This is a genomic window from Thiorhodovibrio frisius (genome assembly GCF_033954835.1).
Classification (GTDB): domain Bacteria; phylum Pseudomonadota; class Gammaproteobacteria; order Chromatiales; family Chromatiaceae; genus Thiorhodovibrio; species Thiorhodovibrio frisius.
On the sequence record NZ_CP121471.1, the window covers coordinates 4,748,383 to 4,771,732 of the forward strand.

Consider the following 23,350-nt stretch of genomic DNA (forward strand, 5'->3'; position numbering starts at 1 on the left):
ACTTCAGGGTTTTACTTGATCGGTTCACGAAATGCGCCTGTCTCAGTTCCCCCTCAACACCCTGAAAGAAACGCCGGCTGATGCCGAGATTCCCAGCCACCAGCTAATGCTGCGCGCCGGCATGATCCGCAAGCTGGCCGCCGGCCTCTATACCTGGCTGCCGCTCGGCCTGCGCGTGTTGCGCAAGGTTGAGGCCATTGTGCGCGAGGAAATGAACCGCGCCGGTGCGCTCGAGGTCTCCATGCCGGCGGTCCAGCCGGCGGAACTTTGGCAAGAATCCGAACGCTGGGACAAATACGGCCCCGAACTGCTTCGCCTGCGCGACCGCCATGGGCGGGACTTTTGCTTTGGCCCCACCCACGAGGAGATCATCACCGAACTCGCGCGCAACGAGTTGCGCAGCTACAAGCAGCTGCCGGTCAACTACTACCAAATTCAAACCAAATTCCGCGACGAGATTCGCCCGCGTTTCGGCGTCATGCGCGCGCGCGAATTCCTGATGAAAGACGCCTATTCCTTTCATCTCGACAGCGCATCGCTCACCGAGACCTATGAGCGGATGTACCAGACCTACAGCCGCATTTTCAGCCGCTGCGGGCTGGATTTTCGCGCCGTACAAGCCGACACCGGCAGCATCGGCGGAAATGCCTCGCATGAGTTCCATGTACTCGCCAGCAGCGGTGAGGACGCCATCGCCTTCTCCACTGGCAGCGACTATGCCGCGAATGTCGAGCTGGCCGAGGCCATTGCTCCTGCGCAAGCCGCGCCTGCTCCGAGCGAAAACGCCCGCCTGGTCGACACGCCCAAGGCCAAAACCATCGCCGATCTGGTCGAGCAGTTCGGTCAGCCAATTGAGCGCACAGTCAAAACCCTGATTGTTGCCGCCGCCAAGGATGAGCAAGACGCCCAAACGGCCAGGCCCGGCCTCATCGCACTACTGGTGCGCGGCGACCATGAGTTAAACAGCGTCAAGGCCGAGAAGCTCCCACAAGTTGCCAGCCCGCTGCGCATGGCCACCGAAGAGGAAATCCGCGCGACCATCGGCGCCGGCTTAGGCTCCCTGGGCCCAAGAGACCTGCCCATTCCCTGCGTGGTTGATCGCGCGGCGGCCGTGGCGGCAGACTTTAGCGCCGGTGCCAACCAGGACGGCAAGCACTGGTTTGGGCTCAACTGGGACCGCGACCTGCCGCTGCCGCCAGTGGCTGACCTGCGCAATGTCCAGGAGGGCGACTTAAGCCCCGACGGCCAGGGCCAGATCACCATCGCACGCGGTATTGAGGTCGGGCATATTTTTCAGCTTGGCACCAAATACAGCCAGGCGATGAACGCCGTGGTGCTCGATGACGCCGGCAAGGCCATCACCCCCACCATGGGTTGCTATGGCATTGGCGTGTCACGTGTGGTGGCCGCCGCCATCGAACAACACCACGACGAACGTGGCATCTGCTGGCCCGCGCCCATCGCGCCCTTTACCCTCGCCCTGCTGCCGATGAAGCTCGGAAAGTCCTACCGCGTGCGGGAGGCGACGGAAGCACTCTACCAAGACCTGCAAGACGCTGGCATCGAGGTGCTCTTTGATGATCGCGATGCCCGCCCCGGAGTGATGTTTGCCGACATGGAACTGATCGGCATTCCCCATCGGCTAGTCATTGGCGACAAGCACCTGGATGACGGCAAGCTGGAATACAAAGGCCGGCAGGATCGAGACATGCAGCTCATCGAGCTGCATCAGGCCGTGCCCTTTATTCTGAAACAGCTTAACGCCCACACCGGCCTGTCAGACCTGAGCTGACCTGACCTAATCACATCAGTTCAGCTATAAGCTGATTTGGCCTGATTTGACCTGACCTGGTATCCGCGCACGCGCGGGAGCCTTTCATCGCCCGTTTTATCACACGGGCTTAAAGCAGTGGACACCCTAACCTAATGAGCAGAATCGAATCCCTCAACCGCGAGCAACTGCTCGCCTGCGGCCATGGCGAAATGTTTGGGCCAGGCAATGCGCAATTGCCCATCCCTAACATGCTGATGATGGACCGCATCACCCACATCAGCGACGGTGGCGGCCCCAACGGCAAGGGCGAGATCATCGCCGAGCTGGATATCAACCCGGACCTGTGGTTTTTCGGCTGCCATTTTCCGGGCGACCCGGTCATGCCCGGCTGCCTGGGGCTAGACGCCTTCTGGCAGATCGTCGGCTTTTACCTGGCCTGGATCGGCAACCCCGGTCATGGTCGCGCACTAGGAGTGGGGGAGGTGAAATTTAGCGGACAGGTGCTGCCGAGTGCCAAAAAGGTCACCTACAGAGTCAGCATGAAACGCGTCATCACCCGCAAACTGGTGCTCGGCATCGCCGATGGCATCATGGACGTCGATGGTCGCGAGATTTACACCGCCAAAGATCTGCGGGTTGGACTGTTTATGTCAACGGAGGGATTTTAGGACAGAGGGCATGGATCCCAGTTGCGACTTACAATTCCAACAAAGCATAAAAAAAGCGGCCCGAAGGCCGCTTTTTTTTATGTTTTAGAGGATCCCGAGGGATCCTCTTGTTGCTTCAGATCCAGACTCTTAGAAGCTGTGGATCATGCCCATGGAGAAGCCACTCCACTCAGAACCAGCAACGTAGTTCTCGAGATCGTCTTCGACATCTGTGTACATGACGTAAGCCTTTGTACGCTTGCTGAAGTTGTGATCGAAAGCGATAGCCCAAGTGCTACGGTCGCCGTCCCATGCTTTGACTTGATTGATGGTACCCACAGCCGCAGCAGGGAGAAGATTTGAATTGAAGCCGTAGTCACGATCAGCTTCACCATACATCGCTTTGATCTGATTGTTGCCAAATGCGTAGCCAGCCTGTATCTGCCACAGCTCCTGGCTTTCGATGTTGTTGGGGACTGCTACTCCTCCTACTACCTGAGAGTAGGTCTGTCCGCCAGGAATATTGTCCTGATTCTCATAGATTGCGCTCAGAGAAAAGCCGTTCCAATCGAGAATTCCCAAACCAAACCGCCATTTATTGTAGTCACTACTTACGCTACTACAGCTATTGCCCGCTACTAGGTTTCCGGCTGGATTGGTGCAAAAACTTTTGGCCGCAACCGGGTTGGTCACAACCCCCGTGGCTAGATTTGCAGTTGCAGGTACGGCGGGTTCATTAATTCCTGCGGTCACTGCGTTACTAGCACCGGTGTCCATGAACATTTCGCTGTTCAAGGATTCATAGGCGATAGAGGCGTAGTAGGGACCGTTGTTGTAGATACCAGCCAGTGACCAAGCGCCATTCAACTGATCTGAGTTGGCGTTTAGACCTTCACCGGCGGTTGCGCCACCAGGAGCAACCAAAGCACCCATGAACTGGAAGCCGGAGAAGCTAGGCGAGATATAGGCGATGGCGTTGTCGACGCGGAGATCGTTAAAGCCCACGGTGCCGTTGTAGTCCGCCATGGTGTCGGCAAACATATCCAGCTTGCCGGTTGAGATCTTCAGCGGGGTGTCATGACGACCGACCAGAACGGTACCAAAGCTGCCAGCCAGGCCAACAAAGCTGTTGCGGACGCTGAAGCTATTGTTGTTACCGCTAGGGATGTTGGCATCGGATGCACCAAAAGCGATACCCAGCTCAACCTGGTAAATGGCTTTCAGCCCGTTGCCGATGTCCTCGGAACCTTTAATGCCAATTCGGTTGGAGGGGCCTGCGCCAGGCATGTAACCGCCGCTAGCACCGCTACCGGCAAATGGCACATTCGGATTAGCCACTGGTCCCACAAGACCCCAACCGGAGCCGCCGTTACCGTTTCGGTTAACGCCCCAGCCTTCAAAGTCAGTACCGGCCGCGGTTTGGCGACCTGTAACTGGATTAAAGGTTGGAACACCAGCAGCGTTTTTAACATCTGCATAGTCGATGGAGACATGCAACTTGCCGTAAATGATTGCCTCGGCCATCGCGGCTGCAGGAGCAACCATAGCGGCTGCGACTGCCAGGCTAATGAGTTTCTTTTTCATCTTGTTCTCCGCTGTTGTGGGTGATGAAAGGTTATGGGAAAACTGTTGCAGTGATGTGCTGCAAGTTGAATATTAGACCATGATGCAACAGTGTGCAACTTTTTTTTGAAAAAAGAGACAATTTTTTCTAGGTGTCTCATACTTGCTACAGCTTCCGAGAAAATGGCAGTTGATCAACTTATTTTCAGTTACTTACAAGACAACGGGTCGCACAGCTCGAAACCTAAGCATGGCGCACGCAACGCCTGCGCGGGCAATGTTCCCGCAATCAATGGGCAAAATCGCGACACTGCGGGCTTTTTCTTGGCAGTCGGCAGGACAAAGTATGGCCCACAAAAAAACCCGCGCGTGGCGGGCTTTTTTTGGCAGGGAGATGCGTTGGGAGCCGATGTTGGCTGGGGGACTAGGATTCGAACCTAGGTTAACGGAGTCAGAGTCCGTGGTCCTGCCGCTAGACGATCCCCCATCTTTAGAACAGCAAGGCTTGAACAGCTTGCCTAGCGCTTGGAGAACTGCGGGCGCTTTCTGGCCTTGTGCAGACCAACCTTCTTGCGCTCGACCTCGCGCGCATCGCGGGTGAGGAAGCCGGCCTGACGCAGTGGAGGGCGGTTGGCCTCGTTGTAGTCGACCAAGGCTCGAGCGATGCCGTGACGAATGGCGCCGGCCTGCCCGGTGGTGCCACCGCCGGTGACGGTGATGCGCATGTCGAGGCGATCGAGCATCGAGAGGGTCTCGAGCGGTTGACGCACGACCATGCGCGCAGTTTCCCGACCAAAGAATTCGTCGAGCGGCTTGCCGTTGACCTCGATCTTGCCCGAACCTGTTGTAAGAAACACCCGAGCGGCCGCGCTTTTGCGGCGACCGGTGGCGTAGTGCATTTGCGTCATTGGTCAGTTATCCCTGGGCTAGATTTCAAGCGGTTGAGGCTGCTGCGCCGCGTGGCGATGCTGAGTGCCCGCGTAGACCTTGAGCTTTTTTAGCATCGCCCGTCCGAGCGGGTTATGCGGCATCATGCCCTTGACGGCTGCCTCGATCACGCGCTCTGGATGGCGTGCCAGCATCTCGGCCAAGTTCATGGAGCGCAGGTTGCCGATATAACCGGTGTGGCGATGGTACATTTTATTGTCGAGCTTGGTGCCGGTGACGCGGATTTTCTCCGCATTCACCACCACGATGTAATCGCCCGTGTCGACATGCGGGGTGTAGCTGGGCTTGTGCTTGCCGCGCAGGCGCCGCGCCAGCTCCGTGGCCAGACGGCCGAGTGTCTTGCCCTCGGCATCCACCAGATGCCAGACACGGCGCACTTCGGCCGGCTTTGCGCTTTCAGTTCTCATCGTTTATTGGCTCCGAGCCCTCACAATCGGGGCGAAGAAATCGACATTTTGAAAGATTTTGAGAATGCTAGCGCCCTTTGACGGACTGACAGACAGATTGGCGAGCAGTCCGGCTGGCAGTCGGCCATCAGGCGCGAATTCGGTAGCCGATTGGGAGGCGAATCGAGCCTCAATCAGCGAAAGACCGCGAACTATAGCCTAGCCCTGGCCTGCACGCAAGTGCCGGGGGCACAAAAATCAGCCAGCAGTAGGCGCATCCGGCAGGCGCAGGCGCGCAACCGGCTCGCCGCCAATGATGTGTGCCTGCAAAATCTCTTCGATATCTTCCTGACCGCTATAGCTGTACCAGACGCCCTGAGGATAGACCACAGCAACAGGCCCCTCGGCGCAACGGTTGAGGCAACCGGCAGCATTCACCCGCACCCCGCCAGGCCCAGCAAGCCCAAGCTCCTTGCTGCGCTTTTTCGCGAAAGTACGCGCCTCGGTAGCCCCGCGCGCATTGCAACAGCGACAACCTCCCTCACGCTGGTTAGTGCAGAAGAACAGATGATGACGATAGTAAGACATGATGATGATCTCGCATGATGCCAGGCAAACAACCTGCAAATATTTGGGCAGTTTGCCAATTTCCGATGAGCCCCAGACCCTGACTACCCGGACCGTACCAAAATCAAATAGATTCATCCTCCAGTGCAGCCGGCGCCATGGCGTCAATCTGCCGCACTAACCGAACTCGAGGCTCCGGGCCGGGTGAGGGTCGCGGGGGTCTCGGCGGCAGGACGCCGCCGGGAAGCCTACAGGGATGTATTCACGGCGTCCCCCGCGACCCTCACCCGGCCCGGAGTCCGGAACCCGCCAACCAAGTGCCAACTCAAGACGAACAAATTCGCCGAAAAAACGGGCTACCAGGAGAGGTAAGTGCGTCCACCAATGCCGCCTCACTCACCAGACCGGGAAGGCCCCGCTCCAGCCACCCCAACACATCCGCTCCAGCGACTGGGAAACAGACTCTCCAAGGTCCCGGAGCGGGTAAACAGCCCAACCCCCAAGGGATGCCCGCAATAGCGGACAATGACCTGTCCGGGACGAGAGTCTGCGCATTGCGCTGGCCGGGGCGTCAAAGTCTGACGAACCAGGTAGGCATTGCGCTGCTCGCGATCAAGCTCCATGACCTGCCGGCTTGCCATGCGCCCGAACAACAAAGCCCCGGCTGTGGTCAACTTGGGCGGGCGGATGTTGGTACGGAGAAAAAACAGCCCCCGCCCCTCAGCCGTCGGCAGCAAAGGCGCTGCATGATCCGCCGCCAGCAGATGCAACCCGCGCCGCGTCTGACGGTGCGCCATCAGACCGCGCCAGATATCCACAGGCCAGCCGTAATGCTCAGCCAAGGCCGGCAACCAGTGATCATCCTCCGCCGGAGTCAGCAGCTTCGCAAAGGCCCAAGACTCGGATTCCTGCCCGGATACTGGCTCTGATACTGGCTCGGATGCCTGCTCGGATTGAGGCGCATCCCCCTCCTTCTCCAGCACCGCGACGAAAAAGCCACCCGTATCGGTGCGCTGCGGCCATAACCGCAAACAATGCACCAGAGACGCATCAAACTGCTGCCCGCCCCAGGCTGTCAGCCCCGGACTTGTGGTCAGACCCTCCACAGCCACTGGCCGCAACGCCAGTCGCCCCGCCTGCTCCTCCAACACCCGCGAGACAATGGATTCATTCTCCTCCGGCGCAAAGGTACAGGTGGAATAAACAATCCGCCCCCCGGGACGGCAGAGCTGCACGGCCTTGCGCAGCAGCGCCAACTGGCGCCCCTGCAAGCGGCGATTGTTCGCGATCAAGTCAGGATCCAGCCGGCCAGCCAGGCTGCGGTTGCGCCTGAGCGTCCCCTCGCTTGAACAGGGCGCATCCACCAGCACCCGGTCAAAACGACCGGCAGCGGCCGGAAAATTCCCGCCATCGCCCCAAGTGGTGCTGACATTCACAACACCCAGACGATCCAGATTGCCCTGCAAGGCCGCGATGCGCTCGCGCGCGAAATCATTCGCCAAAACAGTCCCGCGATTACCCAAGGCCAACGCCATCTGCGCCGTCTTGCCACCCGGCGCGGCGCAGAGATCTAGCACCCGCAGCCCCGGGCGCAAATCCATCAGCCTCGCCGGCAACTGCGATGCCTCCTCCTGGGCATGCGCAAGTCCGGCGCAATACCACCAACGCTGCCCGGCCTTAAACCCGGCGGGCAAACACAGCGCATCTGGACTCCATGCCACCGGGGCAAGCACGGGCGGATCGGCGTTCTCTTCAGCCTGAATCAAATCCGCCAACTCCGACACACTCAAGCGCTCCGGATGCGCCCAAACGCAGGCCGGCAGCGGACGGCAAAGCGCGGCGATAAAATCCTCCCACTCGCCCGGCTCATCGGCCAGCAGCGGCTGATAGCGCGCCATGCACCGGCGCAGCAGGGCGGCTTGATCAGGATCGGTTGAGTTGTGACGTGATGGCATCAGGATAGGGGCGTAATAGCTGGTGTGATGTCCGGCGCAATGGCTAGTGCGGCGGCTGACGTGATAGCCGTTGTCAGGGCTAGCAGCCTGACTCAATCTGAGCGCCGAATTTTGATCGCGACGGTATAGAATACCCAGCACAATCACTCAGGCCAAAAACCGCCAATGACAGCTGCCTCCCCCCAGATTGCGATGCCAGGCGCGCCACCGCTGCGACAAATGCTAAGCGAATTGATCGCGACCGCGTCGGTCAGCAGCGTCGATCCGGCGCTCAGTCAGTCCAATCGGCCGTTGCTTGAACTGCTCGCCACCTGGCTTGAGGATAGCGACTTCGACGTCGAGATTTTGACTCTACCCGGCCACCCCGGCAAGGCCAACCTGATCGCGACCCTGGGCAACGACAGCGGCGGCAACGACAGCGGCGACGGAAGCAGCGACGCACTGGTGCTCGCCGGTCATAGTGACACAGTCCCCTACGACGAACACCTGTGGCACCACGACCCCTTCACCCTGACCGAGGCCGATGGGCGACTTTACGGCCTCGGCATCTGCGACATGAAAGCCTTTTTCGCCCTCGCCATTGAGGCCGCTCGGGGCCTGCGCGCGGGAGAGCTCAAGGCACCGCTGAGGCTGCTCGCCACCGCCGATGAAGAATCCGCCATGCACGGCGCGCGCGCACTGCTGAGCGCCGAGCGCTCCATCGGCCGGCACGCCATCATTGGCGAACCGACCAATCTGCGACCGGTGCGCGCGCACAAAGGCGTGATGGGCGAGGCCGTCCGGCTGCGCGGCCTAAGCGGTCATGCCAGCGACCCGGCGCTGGGGCGCAACGCAATCGACGGCATGCACGAGGTGATCAGCGCCATTTTGCCCTGGCGCGAGCAGCTGAAAACGCGCTATCAGGACGCGTTATTCTCCATCCCCTACCCAACGGTCAATTTGGGCCGAATTTGCGGTGGCGACAACCCCAACCGCATCTGCGGTGACTGCGAGCTATTGCTCGACCTGCGTCCCCTGCCCGGCCTTAACCCTGCAAGCCTGCGCGCCGAACTCCAAGCCCTGATTGCGCCCATCGCCGCAGCCCGAGGATTGGCCTGGGAGCTGGACTCGCTCTTTATGAGCATTCCGCCCGGCGCCACCCCCGCCAGCGCGCCTATTGTGCGCGCTACCGAAGAACTGACCGGCCTCAGCGCAGAGGCTGTCAACTTCGGCACCGAGCTGCCCTTCTTCAACCAACTCGGCATGGACACAGTCGTGCTCGGCCCCGGCGACATCGCACAAGCGCATCAGCCCAACGAGTTTCTCGCCATTGAACGCATCGAGCCAACCCAATCTTTGCTGCGGGCGCTGATCAGGCGATTCTGCCTGTCCGACACCGCCTGAGACGAAACGCAAATCTTTCTTTAACAGAGCGACACGCGTCAGAGAAACATGGCAAACCCAGACGACCTTTCCTGGAAAGACAAGTATCTGCAAAGCCTCGACAGCCTCGAGCATGAGCAGAAAACCCGCGAGCAAAGCGAGCAGACCCTCCGTCAGGCCCTGTCGCGACTGAGCCTGGCGGTCGACACCAAAGACACGCAGCTCAATGCCGAGCTTGAAAGCCTGCGCAAAGTCGTGCGCGGGGCTGGCAGCCTGAAGCAAATCAAACAACTCATGGAGGAAATTTCGGCCTCTATCCTGCGCCTTGACCAGCGCCAGAACAGCGTTAGCAGTATTGAGAACGCCTTAGAGGGATTCGAGCAGGCACTTGAGCAGATTCGCGTACCAAGCGGACTGCACAAGAGCACCAAGGAGCTGAAAAAACGCCTACAGGCCGCAGGCAAAAGTGGCGACCTTCGCGAGGCACTGGCCGCCTATCAAAGCTACACCGCAGGCATCATCGAATGGCTTAACACCCAGCCCACCGAGGAAAAATCCAGCCTGTTTGGGCGCCTGCTGGGGCGCCGGGGAGAGACGTCGGACGCGGACTCAGCCGATGCAACCGCCGCTCCCGAAGCTGCCCCGGACACCAACCCGGATAGCACAACAGATGGCGCGACCTCCGCCGCAGCCAGCGACGCAAATAATGAGGCCGGCACCACCGACCAGACGGATGGCACCAGCACCGAGGCCGAGGATTCCAGCCAACCCGAGCAGAATCAGGCAGCATCGGACCAACCAGCCAACCAGCCGGCTAGCCAGCCAAAGAGCCAGGATGAAGCCGCTTCCGCCCTGCCGCCCTTCAACCAGGTCCTGTTCGACCTGATCAACCGCCTTGACCTGCCAGTGGAACTCAGCCCTCAGGCTCAGCTGATTAGCAAGCAGCTCAATGAGCCGCCCTCGGCGGAACTCGCCGGCACGGCGGTGAGCGACATTGCCGAACTGGTGGCAAAAGCAAAGCGGCGGGTCGAGCAGGAAAAGCAGGACATCGAGCAATTCCTCTCCCAACTCACCGGGCGACTAAAGGAGATCGAGCAGCACTTTGGCGAATCGCTCGGCAAACGTCAGGCGGCCAATGCCGAGGGCAGCGCCATCGATGCCAACATGTCAGCCGAGGTTGAACAAATCCAACGCTCAGTGGCTGAAGCGAACGACTTTTCGGGACTAAAATCCTCCATCAGAACCCACCTTGAGAACATTCAGGCACAGATGGAAGCCCGCAAGGAGCTTGATCAAAGCCAGCTCGAACTGGCTCAGGCCGAAGCGGCGCAACTGCGCGAATCCCTTGGCAAGGTGCAAAGCGAAAGCCAGGAGCTGCGCCAACACCTGCAAGACGCCCGCAAGCGCGCGCTCCATGATGCCCTGACCGGCCTGCACAATCGCCTCGCGTACGACGAACGGATCGAACAAGAACTGGAACGCTGGAGCCGCTACGCCCACCCGGCTGTTCTGAGCATCTGGGATATCGATCACTTCAAGCGCATCAACGACACCTTTGGCCATACCGCAGGCGACAACGCACTCAAGGCCATCGCCAAGCTGTTGCAAGAGTTCACCCGCAAGAGTGATTTTCTTGCCCGCTTTGGCGGTGAGGAATTCATGCTGCTGCTGCCGGAAACAGATATAGACACCGCCCTGGAACTCGCCAACCGCCTGCGCGAACGGGTGGCCGCCAAGCGCTTTTTGTTCCGCGGCCAGCCAGTGCCCCTGAGTATTTCCTGCGGCTTGGCGACCTTTATCCTGAGCGACACACAAGAAGACGTCTATCGCCGCGCGGACATTGCACTTTATCGCGCAAAATCTGCCGGCCGCAACCGCTGCGTCGTGTTTGACCCCAGCATGATGGAAACCGAGTAATCCTGCGAGCAGTCCTCACCCTTCGGTGCGATATACTCTCGCGATCCATCGCTATCCATCGTTTTTCATCCAATTAACTCACCCCCAACGATTAAGGTTCGCCCATGTCTGACTACAACGCGGAGGATGTCCGCAACATCGCCTTGGTCGGTCACGCCGGCAGCGGCAAGACCAGCCTGGTCGAGGCGTTGCTGGTTGCCACCAAGAGCATCCCGGAAGCCGGCAGCATCGCCCGTGGCAACACCGTCTGCGACCACGACCCCATGGAGCGCGAGCTTCAACATTCGCTTGATGTCGCCATCACCGCGTTCAACGCCCATGGCAAGCACGTCAACCTGATTGACACCCCCGGCTTTCCGGATTTTCTCGGCCGCAGCCTGTCGGTGCTATCCGCCGTGGAGACCGCCGCCATAGTGATCAATGCTGACAGCGGCATCGAGCCGGTGACCCAGCGCATGTGGAAGGGCGCCGACCGGCGCAACCTGTGCCGCATGATTGTGATTAACAAAATCGACGCACCCGGAGTGGACCTTGCCGCTGTCACCGCGCAAGTGCGCGAGACCTTCGGCGCCGAGTGTCTGCCCATCAACCTGCCAGCCGAGGGGGGCAAGCGGGTGGTAGATTGTTTCTTTCAGCCTGCGGGCGGAGAGACAGACTTTTCCTCGGTCGAGGAAGCGCACAGCACCATCGTCGATCAGGTGGTTGAGGTCGATGAGAAATTGATGGAGGTCTATCTGGAGCAGGGCCAGGAACTGAAGCCCGAGCAGCTCCATGATCCCTTTGAGGAGGCTCTGCGCGAGGCGCACCTAATCCCCATCTGCTACTGCTCGGCCGAGACTGGCGCGGGCATCCCCGAGCTGATCACCATCCTTGAACGCCTGATGCCGAACCCGGCCGAGGGCAATCCGCCGCCCTTCATAAAGGGCGAGGGCGCTGAACGCAAGCCGGTGCAGGTCAGCCCTGACCTAAGCCAACATGCCATTGCCCATGTATTTAAGGTGGTGAATGACCCCTTCCGTGGCAAGCTTGGCATTTTTCGTATTCACCAGGGGCGCATTGTGCCGAACAGCCAGTTATTGATTGGCGATGCGCGCAAACCCTTTAAGGTGAATCATCTCTTCCGGCTGCATGGCAATGAGTTGGTTGAGGTCGACGAGGGCGTGCCGGGTGACATCCTGGCGGTGGCTCGGGTCGACGACATTCACTTTGATGCCGTGTTGCACGACTCCCATGATGAAGACCATTTTCATCTCGACAGCATCGAGTGCCCGGTGCCCCTGTTCGGCCTGGCCATTTCGCCAACCAAGCGCGGCGATGAGCAAAAGCTGACCGATGCCCTGCACAAGCTCGAAGATGAAGACCCCTGCTTCCACGTCGAGCACAACGCAGCCGCAAACGAGACCGTCATGCGGGGTTTAGGCGAGTTGCACTTAAAGGTGCTGATGCGCCGCCTGTCGGAGCAATTTCACGTTGAGGTGGAAACCCGGCCGCCGAAGATCCCTTACCGGGAAACCATCACCGGCAAGGCCGAGGGGCATCATCGCCACAAAAAACAAACTGGCGGTGCCGGGCAGTTTGGTGAGGTTTTTCTGCGCGTCGAACCCTTGGAACAGGGCGGTGGCTTTGACTTTGTCGATGCCACTGTCGGTGGCAGCATCCCGGGGCAGTTCATCCCCTCGATTGAAAAAGGCGTGCGCCAGGTGCTCGAAGAAGGCGCCGTGGCCGGTTACCCGATGCAGGATGTTCGGGTGACAGTGTATGACGGCAAGTTCCATCCGGTGGATTCGAAAGACATTGCTTTCGCCACCGCCGGGCGCAAGGCATTCATCGAGGCAGTGGAAAAGGCCAAGCCGGTGGTCATGGAACCGGTGGTGAAAATTCGCATTGTCGCCCAGGACAGCGCCATGGGCGATCTCGCCGGGGATCTGTCCTCAAGGCGCGGGCGCATCAATGGCAGCGAAACCAAGACTCTGGGCCGGGTGGCCATTGATGGCGAGGTGCCGCTGGCAGAGCTGGATAGCTATGAATCGCGGCTGAAGTCCCTGACCGGCGGCGAGGGAACCTATGGCATTGAGCTGAGCCACTATGCGCCCGTACCGGGCAATGTGCAGAAGCAACTGAGCGACGCCTTCCAACGCGCCGAGGACTGATATCCGGAAGAAGGGAGAAACAGGCCCGCTTGGTTGCGGCCAAGCGGGTTGGCGAGATCAGGCAAACAAATCGAGCTTGCGCGCTAACCGAGACAGGGTACTGCTGGCAACTGCGCCTTCGGCTGCCAGCAGCGCCTCCTGCTCGCTGTCGGCATCGCCGCCTCCTTCGCCGTCGCCCGCAGCGACACCCTCCCCGGCCGCCTCGTCGCGGCTTTGTGGCGGCTGATCAGAAACGGACGCATCTCCCAGCGACAGGCCATCCTGGGCCAATGCCTCGCGCAATTTTGGCAGCGCGGCCTCTAGAACCTCGCGCACGGCGGGATTGGCGGAGACGAAATGCACATGGGCTTTATCGGCTTCCATGGTCACCCGCACTTCCATCGCGCCCAGGCTTGGCGGACTGAGCTTGATCTCGGCCATGCCATCGCGTGCTCGGGCGATGAGCGACAGACGATCCGCCAACTGCCGAGCGCCGTCGGGTGTGAGCAAGCGGGTGAGATCCAGGGTTTTGGCCCCTTCCGCTGCGGCATTTCCCTGCTCGGCACCACTGCGATTGCTGGTGGCAAGCGAGGCTTTAAGAAAGGCCAGCAGATCGGTTGCCGAGACATCACCGCCGGCCTGGCCAATGCGACTGGAAAGCGCCTCGATATCCCCAAGCTCCGCGCCGGATTGCCCGGACCATTGCTGTAGCAGCGCCGCCAGGGCTGCCTGCACTTCGGGGCTTGGGCCTGATTCTGCATCGCCCTTCAGCAAAGCACCCAGGGACATCTCCGCATCCAGGGGCATCTCCGCATCCAGGGAAATGTCCGCCCCCGACGCCTCGGCGTCCAACAGCGGCAAAGTATCGCCACCGGCGGCATCCACTTGCCCCTTCAGCAGCGCCTGGAGCTGAGCGAGCATGGCTTCGATGTCCATGCCCTCAAGCGTTTTGGGATCGACGCCAAGTTCGACTAGGAGCCCGCCGAGTTGTTCTTCAAGCGCCCCGGTAAATTCGCCGTCTTCGCCAAGCTCGCCGGATGCCGGCGCGCCCTTTGCCCCGACTAGGGCGGATGCGCCCGAGCGGCCTTCGACCGCCGCGTTCTGGGTTCCCATCATGATGTCATGCCTCTTTGCTCGAACCGATGTCCCCGGTTGATCTCATTGCCCCATCCCTTGGTCAATACCGGCTTGATTGCAACCGGCGCACCGGAATAAGAGCAATTTTTATGCCGGAAAATAATCCTTTGTGCCAGACGTCAGCGCCTCTCATCATTGTCCCCCGTCTGCACCTGCTCGAAGGCTTTGCGCGTGGCCCAGGCGTCCTGCTCCCCTTGCAGGCGTCGATTTTCCGTCACCTGCTCGACCTGGCGACGACGCTCAATCAGCTTTTCAAGCGACATGCTGTCGCGGCGCTTGTCCATCCAAACCTCTCGGGCTTGTTCGGCCCGAGCTTCGGCGGCGGCGACGCGCAATTCTTGCTGTTCGATTGCCGTGCGCAGCTGCCCGCGCATCTCCGCGACTTGTTTCATGCCAATGACGCTATCGGGCACGCCGGTGTTCAGATAGGACGCCAGCAATTCCTCAAGTTGACCGCGCTGCCCATCCGCCCGGCGCAGTTCCTCGAGCCGCCCGGCGAGGCCAACGGCGGCCTGGTTTTCGATCATCTCGCGCACCTTAAGCAGGCGCTGAAAGCGTTTGACACTCATGGAAGCTGGCCCGGCATCATGCGGCGGCCTTGGCCTCGGTCAGGCCAAAGAGTCCGAACAACTGCGCGCGCGCCTCGGTGAAGGTCACCCGCTCAGTGCGATTCTGGCGCACATAGTCCTCAAGCTTGTTGCGCATGGCCACCGCCTCGTCGAGCACTGGATCAGCGCCCTGACGGTAGGCGCCGACGGCGATCAGGTCGCGGTTCATCTCATAGGTTGAAGTGAGATTGCGGTAGTGATGCGCAGCTTGGCGATGCTGGTCGTCGATCAGGGAGTCCATGACGCGCGAAACTGAGGCGCCAACATCAATGGCCGGGTAGCGCCCACGCTCGGCGATGGCGCGCGAGAGCACCACATGGCCATCGAGGATGGCGCGCGCGGCATCGACGATGGGATCGTTCTGGTCATCACCCTCGGCAAGCACGGTGTAGAACGCTGTAATGGAACCGCCGCCCTTGTCGCCATTGCCGGCGCGCTCCACCAGCTGCGGCAAGCGAGCAAAGACGGATGCGGAATAGCCCTTGGTGGCCGGCGGCTCGCCGATGGCCATGGCGATCTCGCGCGCGCCCTGGGCAAAGCGGGTTAAGGAATCGACCAGCAGCAGCACATTGAGCCCTCGGTCGCGAAAATACTCGGCAATGGCGGTGGCCACCCAGGCGCCGTGCTGGCGCAGCAGTGGCGGCTGGTCGGCTGGCACCGCCACTACCACGGTGCGCTTGCGCGATTCGACATCAAGGATGTCGTGAATGAATTCGTTCACCTCGCGGCCGCGTTCGCCGATCAGCCCGACCACGATCACATCGGCCTCGGTGTGGCGGGTCATCATGCCGAGCAGCACGCTCTTGCCCACGCCACTGCCGGCAAACAGGCCCAGGCGCTGACCACGGCCGACTGACAGCAGGCCGTTGAGCGAGCGGATACCGACATCGAGCGGCGTGCGCACCGGGTCGCGTTTGAGCGGGTTGATTGGCCGGCCCTCAATGGAAATGTGGTCGGAGGCGCGGATACGTCCCAGGTCATCGAGCGGCTTGCCGTTGGCGTCGATGACGCGCCCAAGCAACTCGGGGCCGACGCCGATCAGCCGCGCCTGCTCCAATGGCTCGATGCGCGCGCCGGGCGCGACGCCCTCAAGCTTGCCCTCGGGCATCAAAAAGGTCTTTTCGCCATGAAAGCCGACCACCTCAGCCAGCAGTCGCTCGCCGCTAGCGGTGTGAATGGCTGCGCGCCCGCCAACCGGCAGGCGCACGCCCTCGGCCTCGAGTGTCATGCCGACCATGCGCGACAGGCGCCCCTCGGGCAGCGGGTCTGGCACCCGCGCGACCCGTTGTTGGGACTCGCGCAAGCGCTCGCGCAGGCCCTTGACCAGATCGCCGCTGTGCTGCTGGCGCAACTGCTGGATGCTTTCCGTCATGACGAGACTCCTTCGTTCAAGGGGTTGGCATCTGCGGCTGCCGGCTCGCCAGTTACCTGGCCAGTCGTGTGCGCGCCTGTGTGGCCAGCCTGCTGCTCAGCTGCCTCTTCTGTGTCGCCGCCCTGTGCGCCCCCACTCTGAGCTGCTGAAGGCAGGGATGCAGACGTCTGCGGGGCCTGGTCGATCTCGTCGATCTCCTCGGCTTGCTGGATTTCCTCAGCCTGCTCGATCGGCTGCGCTGGCGGGCGACTCAGCTCGCCCCAGATGGCATCGACCGCTTGCGCGATGCGCGTCTCGACGCTGGCGTCGATGCGACTCGGGCCGCTTTCAACCAAACAACCGCCGCGCGTTACCTCGGCATCGGCCAACCAGCGAATGTTCTCGCCCTGATCTTCAGCATAGGCTTCCACCACCGCAAGGTCTTCGGGGTTCACACGTACCCGCACCTGAACGTGCCGCGCGGGCAATTTCCCCAATGCCTGATGCAACACGCCACGAACCAATTCAGCACGACTATCTAGCTCAGCCATGATCACGCGCTCGGCCAGCGTGGTGACCAGGGTCAGGAGTTCGGGCTCAAGGTCATCGGCTGCGGATTCCAGCGGGTCAGCCAGCTCGCGCGCGATGCTCTCGAGCGCTGCTACCGACGCCTTGAGTTCGCGGTCCGCGCGCGCCTGCGTTTCCTGCTCGGCTTCGCGTTGGCCGCGCTCGCTGCCTTCCCGGTAGCCCTGGTCGAATCCGGCGGCATGGCCCGCCTCGCGCGCGGCCTCCTCGATGGCGGCCACCTCGGCTGCCGTCGGCAGATGATGCTCGACCTCCGGTTCTCGCTGCGGCAACTCACCAAAGTAAGGCGGCTCCCAGGTTTCGACCTCAAAGCCTTCCGCCTGTTCAGCCCACATGACCTCATCGACAAAGGCGGCTTGGGCTGTCACACCATGGCCTCCCCGCCTTTACCACCAAGCGCGATCTCGCCAGACTCGGACAAGCGCCGCGCGGTGGCGAGGATTTCTTTCTGCGCCGACTCGACATCGCTCAAACGCACCGGTCCCTTGGCCTCGAGGTCTTCGCGCAGCATCTCGCCGGCACGCTTGGACATGTTCTTGAAAATCTTGTCCCTGAGTTCCTCGTCCGCGCCCTTGAGCGCGATCACCAGATTATCAGTGGACACCTCGCGCAGCAGCGTCTGAATACCTCGGTCGTCGACATCAATCAGGTTGGCGAAGACGAACATCAGCTCCTGGATGCGCTCGGCCAGATCCTCGTCGACCTGGGACACGCCCTCCATGACCACAGCTTCTTTGGAGCCGTCCATAAAGTTGAGAATGTTGGCGGCCGCCTGCTCGCCACCGATCAGCGACGACTGCGCACTGCTCTTGCCGGCGAGCTGAGTTTCGAGAATTTCGTCCAATTCCTGCAGCGCCTGGGGCTGCACGCCATCAAGGGTGGCGATGCGCAGGATGATGTCCGACTGCATGCGATCAGGCAGGAACAGCAGCGTCTCGGCAGCCTGGTCGGGATCGAGATGGGACATGACAATGGCCACGATCTGCGGGTGCTCATTGCGGATCATATCGGCAATGGAGCGCGCGTCCAGCCACTTGAGCGCCTCGATGCCCTTGGAGTTACGCCCCAGCAAAATGCGGTCGATGATGCCACCGGCCTTATCCCCGAGTGCATTGGTGAGCACCGAGCGCACATATTCATCCGAGCCGATGCCCAGCGATGTCTGGTCCTGCACGGCATCAGAGAATTGCTGAATCACATAGTCAACCTGACCGCGCGACACCCGCTCGAGCGAGGCCATGGCGGTGCCAACCTTCTGCACCTCCTTCGGGCCCATGTGCTTCATCACCGAGGAGGCAGCGCGCTCGCCAAGACTCATCAGAAACACGGCCGCCTGCTCGGGCCCTGTCATTTTGGAAGGATCAGCCGCCATCGTTAACACCTAACCAAGCTTTCATCACTTGCGCAACCCGTTTGGGATCTTCTTCGACCATTTCCCGCACCGCATCAAGATCAAGCTGCTGCTGATCGGGACCCTTGGGGCCGGTGAGCGCGGCGACGGCCGAACTCTGCTGGCTCAGGGACACATGATCCTCGCCCTCGCCGTCCTCGTCTTCGTCTTCGTCATCGCCGTCCGCGACCATATCCTTGCCGGGTCCGCCAAGCAACTGCTTGACACCTGGGCGCACAACAGTGAGCAACACCAGGATCGCCAGCAAGACACCAGCACCGAGCTTGGCCAGATCGGCGAACCAGGGTTGGGTCCAGACTTGCGCCGGCTCCATCTCCTGCTCGGTGGTGAAGGCCGCCGAGATGACATTAATGCTGTCGCCACGCGCCTCGTTGAAACCCACCGCCTCGCGCACCAGGGCGCGAATGCTCTCGAGTTCTTCGGCGGGCCGCGGAATGCGCGTGACCTCGCCTTCCTCGCTGGTCTGCTCAATATAGTCCACCACCACGGCGGTGGACATGCGCTTGATCGCCCCTGGCATCTCACGCACATGCGCGATGGTGCGATCAACCTCGTAGTTGCGAATGCTATCAAGACTGCGGCTCTTCGGCGCTTCCGTCTCGGCACCGGCGGCGGCCGCATCCGCGCCAAGCTGGCCGCCTGCGGGCGGCTGGTTGGTCAGGGCACCGGGCACGCCCATGGGGCCCAGGTCACTGCCGACACGCTCTTGTTCGCTGACCTGCTCGGAGCGCAACGCGGTGCGGTCGGGGTCGAACAACTCTTCGGTACGCTCGACGCGCGAGAAATCGAGATCTGCGGCCACCTGCACGCGCATGCCCTCAGGTCCAAGAATGGGCAGCAGCAGGGAGCGCACGCGTTGGGCGTAGGTATCTTCGAGCTTGCGGGTATAGTCTAGCTGATCGGCGTTGGCATAGAGCCCCATCTCGTCATCATTGTTAGTCAGCAGACGACCAGTCTGGTCGACCACAGTGACAGCATCAGGCTCTAGGGCCGGCACGCTGGAAGAGACCAGATGCACAATGGCTGCCACCTGGGCGTCGCTGAGCCCGCGACCGCTGCGCAGATGCACCACAACCGATGCAGTCGGCGGCTTGCGCTCGCGAATGAAGACAGAGCGCTCTGGTTGCGCAAGATGCACGCGCGCGAGCTCGACCGGGTCGAGCGCTGCAATGGAGCGTCCCAGCTCGCCTTCGAGCGCGCGCTGGTGACGGGCTGATTCCATCAGACGGCTGGCACCGAAGCCAGAATCTTCTTGTAGAAGCTCGAAGCCGATATCGGCGGATTTCGGCAGTCCCTGGCCAGCCAGCAGCAGCCGGGTCTCGGCGATGCGCTTTTCGGGTATTTCAATCTGCCCGCTCTGGCCCATGCGGTTGCTGACTTTGTAGGGCACGCCCATCTGGCCGAGTGCCTCCATCACTTGGGCAGCCTCGGCATTGTCCATGCGCCCGTCGAACAGGGGCACATAGGTAGGGCGCAGGGCCCAGAACAGCACGCCAGCGACAACCACCATGCCGCCAGCCACCACCCCCAGCAGCGCCAGTTGGCGCCCTGCGGACAAGGCGGTAAAGTTTCTTAAGCCGGTCGAAAGGCGTTCCGTCAGTGCCGCGGCCATGGGTTATTTCTCCGTTGCGTCCGTCAGCCATCAGACCGACATGCGCATCACTTCCTGATAGGCCGTTAGCAGCCGATTGCGGACCTGATTGGTCGCCTCGAACGCCAGGCTGGACTTGCTCATGGCCACCATCACCTGCGGCAGGCTGACATTGGCGTCACCCAGCTCGAAGCGGGTCTGGAGGTCTTTCGACTCCTGCTGTAGCCCATTAACCGCGCGCAGGGAGTCGGTCAGGGTTTCGGCAAAGTTCAGCTCACCGGGGCGCTGCTGGCCTTCTGGCGACTGAATGGGACCAGTGGACTCAATTCCCTCGAGTTTGCTCGTCTGCGCCAGCGCGCGCATCTGCTGCAGAACACTTTGAATTTGCATGTCGCTCATGGCACATCTCCGGCGTGATGGGTACCGGCCCTAGCCTGGCTTTGGACTCCCCCGCGCAGCGGGCGGCACCCTATCTGAATAACCGGAGATATGCAAAGACAATGCCATCTTCCTGACAGGCAGGTCTCAAGGTGCTGGAATCGCAACGCCCTCATCGCGCAGACGCGCCAGCTTGTATCTGAGCGTCCGCGGGCTGATCCCGAGCCGAGTCGCAGTCTGCTTGCGATCACCACCTGCGGCGGCAAGAGTGTCAAGAATCACGCGAATTTCTTGTTGCTGGAGCTGGGAGCCCAAATGAAGTGACGGATTTTCGACGACTGTCGGTCTTTGCGCCTGATCGCCATCGGCAAAAAGCCAGTCAGCATCAAACATTACATCCGCCGCGTCCAGCTCGCCGCCCTGGGCCAGCACGCAGCTGCGCTCCATCAGGTTGCGCAACTCGCGCACATTGCCCGGCCAGTCATGAGCCTGCAAGCGCTCCACTGCGTCGGCTGTCAGGCCGGTGATGCGTCCGCAGGAAAGCTCCTGTGCGAAGGACTGAGCCAGGGGTAACAGATCCTCGGCGCGCTCGCGCAACGGTGGCAGATGCAGCGGAAAAACATTGAGTCGGTAGAAAAGATCCTCGCGCAGCAGACCCTCGGCCAGCGCGCTTTGCGGGCAACGATTAGAGGTGGCCAGCACCCGCACATCCACCGACTTGGGTCGGCGCGCGCCCAAGGGCTCCACCTCGCGCTCTTGCAGCACCCGCAGCAGCTTGGCCTGAAGAGGCAGCGGCATTTCGGTAATTTCATCCAGCAGCAGGGTGCCGCCATCGGCTGCGCGGAATTTGCCCGGACGCGCCTCGCTGGCACCGGTGAAGGCGCCACGCTCATGGCCAAACAAGACTGCCTCTAGCATGTTCTCGGGCACGGCGGCGCAGTTGATGGCTTCAAAGGGTCTTGCGCGACGCGGCGAACGGCGATGAATCTCGCGCGCCAGCACCTCTTTGCCCACCCCGGACTCGCCAGTCAGAAAGACCGTTGCGGTGGAGCCAGCGATGCGCTCAATCAGCTGAAGCAGCCGCTGCATGGCCGGGCTCTCGGCAATAAGCGGCGGGTTTGCCTGACCCTCGGGCGCGGGTACGGATTTGACCAACGCGCGCAGCCATTGCGCCAGGGCCTGTGCCTGCGCGGGCAGTGCAAAATGCTGGGCAGCACCGGCCCTGAGCGCTGCCAGCAGCGCATCCTGACTGGCATCCAGCGACAGGCTCGCGGTGCGCTCGGGCACCATGGCGGCGGCGCCGTCGGCAGCCAGAGCGCGCACCGGATCGGCCAGCAGCCAGATGCGTGGGCGCAACCGCTCGCTTTCAGCGGCAATGCGCTCGCGCGTGCAGGTTTCGAGATGAGTCTTGGGGACCGCAGCCAGCACCGACACCAGTTGATGTCTTACCGCCGGCGACGGATCAACCAAAAGAAGCGTGGCTCTGCTCATTGGAGTCCTTTTGCTAACAAGTTCGCAAAGGAGCCAAGCAAATTCAGGGCCAGCCCTTTCAAGCCACTGTGAAACGCTCAGTCTTCTGCCGCCTCGGCGCCGTCCTCGCGCTCCAAGCCGAACTTGCGCATGCGCTCCACCAGGGTGGTTCGTCGCATGCCTAGGCGCCGCGCCGCGCGCGCCACGACATAGCCATGTTCTTCAAGCGCGGACTGGATCATGCCGCGTTCAAGATCGTTGAAAAATTCGCGCAACTCCACGCCTTCGGGCAGGGATGTTGGCACCTCGGTGGACACAGTGGCCGGCGCGGTATTTGGCTCGGCTGCCGGCAGGACCGGGGCCGTGGCATCCTCGGGCCTTACCCGTGGCGGAAGTTGCGGCAGGTCGACCAGCTCCGCCGGATACATAATGGACAGCTGCTCAAGCAGATTGCCCAGCTCGCGAATGTTACCCGGCCATTCCAGGGTGCTCAAATGCGCAAGCACGGCAGGCGTGAGCAGCGCGGGTTCAGCGCCCTGCTCCTTTAAGCGTTCGCTCAGGGCATCGATTAGCAGCGGAATGTCGCTGCGCCGCTCACGCAGCGGCGGCAGGTCGATGGGAAACACATTGAGCCGAAAGAATAGATCTTCGCGAAAATGTCCATCAGCCACCGCCTGATCGAGATTGCGGTGGGTCGCGGAAATCACCCGCGCGTTGGTTTGCAGGGATTTGTTCGAGCCGACCCGCTCGAAGGTGCGCTCTTGCAGCACCCGCAACAGCTTGACTTGCATCGGCAGCGGCATGTCGCCGATCTCGTCGAGAAAAATCACCCCGTCTTCGGCCAGTTCGAAGCGCCCGGTGCGCGCGGTAAAGGCGCCCTTTTCATGCCCGAACAGCTCACTTTCGAGCAGATCAGGCGGAATGGCGCCGCAGTTGACCGCCACAAAGGGCTTGCCAGACCGTGCTGATGCACGATGCACCGCGCGGGCAACCACCTCCTTGCCAGAGCCGGTCTCGCCAAGAATCAGCACCGTCGCATCGGTGCGCGCCACCTGATTGATCAGCCGTCGCACCTGCTGCATGGATGGATGCTGACCGCGCAGATCCTGGTCGTCATCGCTGGCTTGACCCTGCTGACTCTGGACCCATTGCAACAGGCTGATGACCTGCCCAGGCACCAACGGACTCGCCACCAAGGCAACGCGCCGGTCGGCGAAGGACGAATCGACCAGCGGCTGACAGATAATTGGCAGCGCATCGCCATTGGCGGGCTTTTTGCTGCCGGCCAGCATATCCACTGCTGCACGCAGTGGCTCATCGGCATCGCAAATCCATAGCGCTGCGGCATTGTTGTCGGCAAGCTCGCCTAGCGCCTGCGGACATTGGGACAGCACCACCGGCTCGATGCCGAGAAAAGCGAGCACATTGGCAGTCGCGCGCACTTGTTCCCCGTCGCCACAGAGGGCGATGCGCAGTTTGGGGCCAGTCGTCGTCATGGCATCAGGCATGCGGCGGACAGCGCCTCCTTAAAGAAAGTCAATGGCAAAAAATTGGTAGCCAGGCATGGCAAG

The 23,350-nt window shown here is 61.3% G+C and carries 19 protein-coding genes and 1 tRNA gene; 5 read left to right on the top strand and 15 right to left on the bottom strand.

All coding sequences use genetic code 11. The features are described 5' to 3' along the window. Positions 1–31 precede the first annotated feature (31 nt). A complete protein-coding gene (locus tag Thiofri_RS21675; protein WP_009148529.1) occupies positions 32–1,792 on the top strand; it encodes a proline--tRNA ligase in 1,761 nt (586 codons plus the stop codon). A 134-nt stretch (positions 1,793–1,926) separates the two neighbouring features. Beyond that, positions 1,927–2,442: a 3-hydroxyacyl-[acyl-carrier-protein] dehydratase FabA gene (gene fabA, locus Thiofri_RS21680; protein ID WP_009148530.1), complete on the top strand. Its 516-nt coding sequence runs from the start codon at positions 1,927–1,929 to the stop codon at positions 2,440–2,442. A gap of 129 nt (positions 2,443–2,571) precedes the next feature. On the opposite strand, the gene Thiofri_RS21685 is transcribed toward fabA, so the two are convergent. The 6 genes from Thiofri_RS21685 to Thiofri_RS21710 all read right to left on the bottom strand — a co-directional run bounded on the left by Thiofri_RS21685 (position 2,572) and on the right by Thiofri_RS21710 (position 7,840). Further along, the gene (locus Thiofri_RS21685) at positions 2,572–4,005 is read right to left on the bottom strand and encodes a porin (RefSeq protein ID WP_009148531.1); all 1,434 of its coding nucleotides are present in this window, start codon (positions 4,003–4,005) and stop codon (positions 2,572–2,574) included. 392 nt (positions 4,006–4,397) lie between these two features. After that, positions 4,398–4,471, bottom strand: a tRNA-Gln gene (locus Thiofri_RS21690). 31 nt (positions 4,472–4,502) lie between these two features. Next, positions 4,503–4,892, bottom strand: coding sequence for a 30S ribosomal protein S9 (rpsI, locus tag Thiofri_RS21695; RefSeq protein ID WP_009148532.1), 390 nt, complete (start codon positions 4,890–4,892; stop codon positions 4,503–4,505). A gap of 18 nt (positions 4,893–4,910) precedes the next feature. Beyond that, positions 4,911–5,339: a 50S ribosomal protein L13 gene (gene rplM, locus Thiofri_RS21700; RefSeq protein ID WP_009148533.1), complete on the bottom strand. Its 429-nt coding sequence runs from the start codon at positions 5,337–5,339 to the stop codon at positions 4,911–4,913. Between the two features lie 237 nt (positions 5,340–5,576). Continuing rightward, entirely contained in the window at positions 5,577–5,906 is a 330-nt protein-coding gene (locus Thiofri_RS21705; protein ID WP_040856568.1) for a (2Fe-2S) ferredoxin domain-containing protein, read from the bottom strand. Positions 5,907–6,277: 371 nt separating this feature from the next. Beyond that, positions 6,278–7,840 (bottom strand): RsmB/NOP family class I SAM-dependent RNA methyltransferase, encoded by a 1,563-nt coding sequence (locus tag Thiofri_RS21710; protein WP_051023846.1) that lies wholly within the window; start codon positions 7,838–7,840, stop codon positions 6,278–6,280. 165 nt (positions 7,841–8,005) lie between these two features. On the opposite strand from Thiofri_RS21710, the gene argE reads away from it, so the two are divergent. The 3 genes from argE to fusA all read left to right on the top strand — a co-directional run bounded on the left by argE (position 8,006) and on the right by fusA (position 13,269). Beyond that, on the top strand, positions 8,006–9,223 hold the full coding sequence (argE, locus tag Thiofri_RS21715) for an acetylornithine deacetylase (protein ID WP_009148536.1): 1,218 nt from the start codon (positions 8,006–8,008) through the stop codon (positions 9,221–9,223). A 48-nt stretch (positions 9,224–9,271) separates the two neighbouring features. Further along, positions 9,272–11,119: a GGDEF domain-containing protein gene (locus tag Thiofri_RS21720; protein ID WP_009148537.1), complete on the top strand. Its 1,848-nt coding sequence runs from the start codon at positions 9,272–9,274 to the stop codon at positions 11,117–11,119. 104 nt (positions 11,120–11,223) lie between these two features. Beyond that, positions 11,224–13,269: an elongation factor G gene (gene fusA, locus Thiofri_RS21725; RefSeq protein WP_009148538.1), complete on the top strand. Its 2,046-nt coding sequence runs from the start codon at positions 11,224–11,226 to the stop codon at positions 13,267–13,269. 57 nt (positions 13,270–13,326) lie between these two features. Here fusA and Thiofri_RS21730 read toward each other — a convergent pair whose 3' ends face one another. The 9 genes from Thiofri_RS21730 to Thiofri_RS21770 all read right to left on the bottom strand — a co-directional run bounded on the left by Thiofri_RS21730 (position 13,327) and on the right by Thiofri_RS21770 (position 23,287). Next, the gene (locus Thiofri_RS21730) at positions 13,327–14,364 is read right to left on the bottom strand and encodes a flagellar hook-length control protein FliK (RefSeq protein ID WP_009148539.1); all 1,038 of its coding nucleotides are present in this window, start codon (positions 14,362–14,364) and stop codon (positions 13,327–13,329) included. 140 nt (positions 14,365–14,504) lie between these two features. Further along, the gene (gene fliJ, locus Thiofri_RS21735) at positions 14,505–14,954 is read right to left on the bottom strand and encodes a flagellar export protein FliJ (protein WP_009148540.1); all 450 of its coding nucleotides are present in this window, start codon (positions 14,952–14,954) and stop codon (positions 14,505–14,507) included. 16 nt (positions 14,955–14,970) lie between these two features. Next, complete coding sequence (locus Thiofri_RS21740) at positions 14,971–16,365, bottom strand: FliI/YscN family ATPase (protein ID WP_009148541.1); 1,395 nt, start codon at positions 16,363–16,365, stop codon at positions 14,971–14,973. Further along, complete coding sequence (locus tag Thiofri_RS21745; protein ID WP_009148542.1) at positions 16,362–17,297, bottom strand: FliH/SctL family protein; 936 nt, start codon at positions 17,295–17,297, stop codon at positions 16,362–16,364. Before Thiofri_RS21745 ends, Thiofri_RS21740 begins: the two co-directional genes overlap by 4 nt. Continuing rightward, complete coding sequence (gene fliG, locus Thiofri_RS21750; protein ID WP_009148543.1) at positions 17,294–18,301, bottom strand: flagellar motor switch protein FliG; 1,008 nt, start codon at positions 18,299–18,301, stop codon at positions 17,294–17,296. The genes Thiofri_RS21745 and fliG overlap by 4 nt, the downstream gene beginning before the upstream one ends. After that, complete coding sequence (gene fliF, locus Thiofri_RS21755) at positions 18,291–19,952, bottom strand: flagellar basal-body MS-ring/collar protein FliF (protein ID WP_009148544.1); 1,662 nt, start codon at positions 19,950–19,952, stop codon at positions 18,291–18,293. The genes fliG and fliF overlap by 11 nt, the downstream gene beginning before the upstream one ends. A 30-nt stretch (positions 19,953–19,982) precedes the next feature. Next, the gene (gene fliE / locus Thiofri_RS21760; protein WP_009148545.1) at positions 19,983–20,330 is read right to left on the bottom strand and encodes a flagellar hook-basal body complex protein FliE; all 348 of its coding nucleotides are present in this window, start codon (positions 20,328–20,330) and stop codon (positions 19,983–19,985) included. Between the two features lie 126 nt (positions 20,331–20,456). Further along, complete coding sequence (locus tag Thiofri_RS21765; RefSeq protein ID WP_009148546.1) at positions 20,457–21,800, bottom strand: sigma-54 interaction domain-containing protein; 1,344 nt, start codon at positions 21,798–21,800, stop codon at positions 20,457–20,459. Positions 21,801–21,877: 77 nt separating this feature from the next. Next, a complete protein-coding gene (locus Thiofri_RS21770) occupies positions 21,878–23,287 on the bottom strand; it encodes a sigma-54 interaction domain-containing protein (protein WP_009148547.1) in 1,410 nt (469 codons plus the stop codon). Positions 23,288–23,350: the final 63 nt, after the last annotated feature.

Bases quoted from the DNA above. Each gene is read 5' to 3' on its own strand.
- Thiofri_RS21675 (WP_009148529.1), top strand. From the start codon at position 32: ATGCGCCTGTCTCAGTTCCCCCTCAACACCCTGAAAGAAACGCCGGCT.
- fabA (WP_009148530.1), top strand. From the start codon at position 1,927: ATGAGCAGAATCGAATCCCTCAACCGCGAGCAACTGCTCGCCTGCGGC.
- Thiofri_RS21685 (WP_009148531.1), bottom strand. From the start codon at position 4,005: ATGAAAAAGAAACTCATTAGCCTGGCAGTCGCAGCCGCTATGGTTGCT.
- rpsI (WP_009148532.1), bottom strand. From the start codon at position 4,892: ATGACGCAAATGCACTACGCCACCGGTCGCCGCAAAAGCGCGGCCGCT.
- rplM (WP_009148533.1), bottom strand. From the start codon at position 5,339: ATGAGAACTGAAAGCGCAAAGCCGGCCGAAGTGCGCCGTGTCTGGCAT.
- Thiofri_RS21705 (WP_040856568.1), bottom strand. From the start codon at position 5,906: ATGTCTTACTATCGTCATCATCTGTTCTTCTGCACTAACCAGCGTGAG.
- Thiofri_RS21710 (WP_051023846.1), bottom strand. From the start codon at position 7,840: ATGCCATCACGTCACAACTCAACCGATCCTGATCAAGCCGCCCTGCTG.
- argE (WP_009148536.1), top strand. From the start codon at position 8,006: ATGACAGCTGCCTCCCCCCAGATTGCGATGCCAGGCGCGCCACCGCTG.
- Thiofri_RS21720 (WP_009148537.1), top strand. From the start codon at position 9,272: ATGGCAAACCCAGACGACCTTTCCTGGAAAGACAAGTATCTGCAAAGC.
- fusA (WP_009148538.1), top strand. From the start codon at position 11,224: ATGTCTGACTACAACGCGGAGGATGTCCGCAACATCGCCTTGGTCGGT.
- Thiofri_RS21730 (WP_009148539.1), bottom strand. From the start codon at position 14,364: ATGATGGGAACCCAGAACGCGGCGGTCGAAGGCCGCTCGGGCGCATCC.
- fliJ (WP_009148540.1), bottom strand. From the start codon at position 14,954: ATGAGTGTCAAACGCTTTCAGCGCCTGCTTAAGGTGCGCGAGATGATC.
- Thiofri_RS21740 (WP_009148541.1), bottom strand. From the start codon at position 16,365: ATGACGGAAAGCATCCAGCAGTTGCGCCAGCAGCACAGCGGCGATCTG.
- fliG (WP_009148543.1), bottom strand. From the start codon at position 18,301: ATGGCGGCTGATCCTTCCAAAATGACAGGGCCCGAGCAGGCGGCCGTG.
- fliF (WP_009148544.1), bottom strand. From the start codon at position 19,952: ATGGCCGCGGCACTGACGGAACGCCTTTCGACCGGCTTAAGAAACTTT.
- fliE (WP_009148545.1), bottom strand. From the start codon at position 20,330: ATGAGCGACATGCAAATTCAAAGTGTTCTGCAGCAGATGCGCGCGCTG.
- Thiofri_RS21765 (WP_009148546.1), bottom strand. From the start codon at position 21,800: ATGAGCAGAGCCACGCTTCTTTTGGTTGATCCGTCGCCGGCGGTAAGA.
- Thiofri_RS21770 (WP_009148547.1), bottom strand. From the start codon at position 23,287: ATGCCTGATGCCATGACGACGACTGGCCCCAAACTGCGCATCGCCCTC.